The 4,312-nt window shown below is 39.9% G+C and carries 1 protein-coding gene; it reads left to right on the forward strand.

All coding sequences use genetic code 11. The annotated features are described in order from the left end of the window. Positions 1 to 330 precede the first annotated feature (330 nt). On the forward strand, positions 331 to 4,312 hold a 3,982-nt coding region (locus HT669_RS09520), incomplete at its 3' end, for a YPDG domain-containing protein (protein WP_172933692.1).

The raw sequence follows: 4,312 nt of genomic DNA on the forward strand, positions 1-4,312 counted from the left end.
CACAACTGTCAAAGTCCCGGGATTCAGCGATGAAAAAAATGATAAAAGTGTCAGGATAAGTGTTGACTAATTTTATCAAAGTGGTATAATGTAGCTGTGATAGCTGTGATAGCTGTGATAGCTGTGATAGCTGTGATAGCTGTGATAGCTGTGATAGCTGTGATAGCTGTGATATTATAGTTGCTTGAAGCTTAAGGGTGACCTAGTATCATCTCCTATCATTTACTCACTAGTAAGAATCACGGTGCTGTTTCTAGCTTCACTCTCTGAAGGAGTGGGAGTTGGGAAACTTATTTTTTATTATATCATTAGTCTTCTTAAGGAGGTAACATGGAAGATAAATCGAATTCACTCAGTAGGGTAAAGCGCCATCAACGCGAAAAAGTCTTGCGCTTCTCTATTCGTAAATATAGCTTTGGTGCAGCTTCTGTTGCGGTTGCGGCTCTTATGTTTATGGGGGCCAACGTTGTGAGTGCAGATAGCCCAAGCCAAAACACGTCGTCATCGGCTACTGGTCTAGCTAGCCCGAAAGATGGGGAGCAGTCGTCTGAAGCAGGGCAGGCAAGGAATGAAAATCAAGCCGAAGTAGCCAGTGAGCCTTCAGAAAATAAAGAAGCTCAACCTGCTGAAGAGAAAGCTGCTACAGTTGATAGCAGCCGCTTGAGCAAGCTAGTGGAAGAGGTAAGTGCTCTTCTTTCTACCGACTCGAAGCACGATTCTTCAGTTGTAAGTCCTATTAAAGAGCGACTTCAAAAAGGGAAAGAATTATTAGCCCGTGCTGATGCAGGTCAAGGGGATCTTGACAGTCTTGCTGAGGACTTGGAAAAAGACTTGGCAGTCTTATCAAGTTCTTCTAAAGAAGAAAGTCAGCCGCAGGCAAGTGAATCAGCGGATAAAAATGCCTCTTCTGAAAGGAGCGACCATAAGGAGGAGGGTTCAGACAGGGCTGCTTCTGCATCTGGAGCAGAAGATAAACCTAAGAGATCTAGAAGATCTAAGAGGGCTCTGGAATCTATCCCGGGTACTGTTAACGAAGGTGCTTTGTCTGATGTAAGATACTTTGCTTCTGTTGACCCATCTACTAACGAAGGTAAAAAGACAAGAAATAATGATGAAGATTTTACTAGGGATAAGACAGTAATCAGAGCAAATTATAAGGAAGAAAATGGACAAAAATGGATGGTCTACGATGTCTTCTTTAATAACGATGGAAAACGTATGGTGGAAAGGTCATATCAGCAACAGTATTATTTCCAAGGACCTTTTAATATCATGAATCTTAACGGCGATGGAACTTATAAGTCTGATACAATAAAAGACTTGAGTTTCACACGATACAAGAAATATAATGCTAGAAGGCTTTCTGATGGGAATATCGGATTTCAACAATATGGAAATACAGTCAAAATTGATAAACCGTGGGAACAGAAAGCTTATATCTTTGATAATGATAATGTCAGTTTGTATGATCCAGCTTCAGGGGTAACTAGAGATAATCAGCGTGGTTATGTATTCAAGAATAACGAATACGACACTTTTCTAAATACTCTCACAAAAAAAGAAAACGGTAAGTATCCAAACTTATCATATTATTTGGGGATTAAGGTTGGAGCACAAAGTATAGATTATGCTGTTCATATGCATGTGAAGATTAGACTTAAAGACAATGTGACTGAGGAGGAGGCAGCTAAATACGGTCATGTCTACGCTGCCACGACAACATTTGGAAATACGACTAATCAGTCTTATATTATGGCGGCAAAGGGTGCTAGGTTAGAAACGACCACAGAGGCAGAAACCTACCCTATCCAAGGTAGTTCACATACCAAAACGGTGGGAGATAGTCTTCCAAATACAGATAACCCTGTAGCTGATAACTATGTCACTTCAAAAAGTGGTAAAGACTTCCCACCAAGAATGACTTGGAGCTGGCAAAATGATCGTAAACCAAGTACAGATCAAGCTGGAGTCTTTACTTATAAAGTAATTGCCAGATATGGGGATGGTTCATCATCAGAAGATGCTAACTCAGGCTCAGACGGAACTGTTAAGCTTACAGTTAAACCTAAAAAACCGACTATTACAACAAGTTTAGAGAACAAAAAAGGCTTAACAAATCAACAAATTACTGTAAATGTCGGAAACGGAGTGCCAAATGGTTCAACAGTTAACCTTTACGATGGAACTAAGCTGATTGGAACTGGAACAACTGATGGAGAGACTGCAACCGTTACAGTTACAGAAGCTCTACCAGGAAACCCTATTACAGCTGAAACAGTAGTTACTAATACTAATGGAACAGTGACTTCAGAACGAAGTGAGGCCGTAACACCGACAGAATCACCAGACACACAAGCCCCAACCTTGACCATCACACCAGCAAGCCAAACGGTAACAGAAGGTGAATGGGTAACATTTACAGTTACAGCAACAGATGATAAGAAGGCTAAGCTGGATGTTAGTGATTTTATAACCCAACCAAAATATAGTAACAGGCTTACTACAGCGCAAGCATTTGTAGAATCAAAAGGAAGTACAGATACTAAACAAATCAGAAAAATCACCCTTAAAGCCCTACCAGAAGATGTTGGTAAAACACATACATTTACCTTCAAGGCTACTGATGATGCAGGGAACCAAGCAAAACCTATGACCTTTACTTTCACTGTCACAGCTGGTGATAAGACGGGGCCAACCATTACAGCAGCAGATGCTACAGTAACTAAAAACGAACCAATTACTCCAATCCCTGTAACAGCTGTAGATAATACAGGTGGTGTTGGCTTGCGTGATAATAATCCAATAGAGGTAAGCAATTTACCACAAGGATTAAAATATGAAAATGGCAAGATTACAGGGACTACGAATGCTGCGACAGGATTCTATACTGTAAAAATTAAAGCATATGATAAAAATAATAATTCTTCAGAAAAAACAATAAAAATCACTGTTGAAGAGCAAGCTAGCAAATATAATCCGACAGGAGAAACATTAACAGTTCCGTATAACCATAACATTACGGATGATGAAGTGAAGGCAAAAGTACAAAACTTTGCTCCAGGAACTTTAACGGTACAAAGTAAACCGTCAACAAATACATCAGGTAATGTAGGAAATGCGGTAGTGAAAGTAACATACCCAGATGGTTCACATGATACAGTAAATATTCCAGTAGTTGTAGGACGTCCAAATAAAGATGATTACACACCGAAGTACAATGATGGTAGTGGTAAACCAGGAGCATCAGTAGACATCCCAGTAAGTGAAGCGAACGGAAAAACCATTCCATCAGGCACAACATACACAAGCTTAACACCAGGAGTAGTCACAGTAGATGACAAAGGAAAAGTAACCGTAACAATTCCAAAAGATAAACAACCAGGTGATGAAATAACAGGAAAAGTTCTAGTAAGATATCCAGATGGATCAGAAGAAGAAGTCCCAGTCAAAGTAACGGTAACAAATCAAGATAAAGATGATTACACACCGAAATACGAAGATGGAAATGGCAAACCAGGAACTAAGGTGGAAATTCCATTAACAGAAGAGAATGGTAAGAAAATTCCAACAGGAACAACCTTCGAAAGTGACCAACCAGGAGTTATCACAGTAGATAAAGATGGAAAAGTTACTGTCACAATTCCAGCAGATAAGAACCCAGGAGACAAGATTACCGGCAAAGTAACGGTAACCTATCCAGATGGCTCGAAAGAAGAAGTTCCAGTAACGGTTACAGTAGGTGAACAAGATAAAGATATCTACACACCGAAATACAATGATGGAAATGGCAAGCCAGGAACTAAGGTAGAAATTCCATTAACAGAAGAGAATGGTAAGAAAATTCCAACAGGAACAACCTTCGAAAGTGACCAACCAGGAGTTATCACAGTAGATAAAGATGGTAAAGTCACTGTCACAATTCCAAAAGAAGCTAAACCAGGAAACAAGATTACCGGTAAAGTAACGGTAACCTATCCAGATGGCTCGAAAGAAGAAGTTCCAGTAACGGTTACAGTAGGTGAACAAGATAAAGATATCTACACACCGAAATACGAAGATGGAAATGGCAAACCAGGAACTAAGGTGGAAATTCCATTAACAGAAGAGAATGGTAAGAAAATTCCAACAGGAACAACCTTCGAAAGTGACCAACCAGAAGTTATCACAGTAGATAAAGATGGAAAAGTTACTGTCACAATTCCAGCAGATAAGAACCCAGGAGACAAGATTACCGGTAAAGTAACGGTAACCTATCCAGATGGCTCGAAAGAAGAAGTTCCAGTCAAAGTAACGGTAACAACACCAGCTCGTA

The organism is Streptococcus sp. 2100 (assembly GCF_013276335.1).
GTDB lineage: Bacteria > Bacillota > Bacilli > Lactobacillales > Streptococcaceae > Streptococcus > Streptococcus pseudopneumoniae.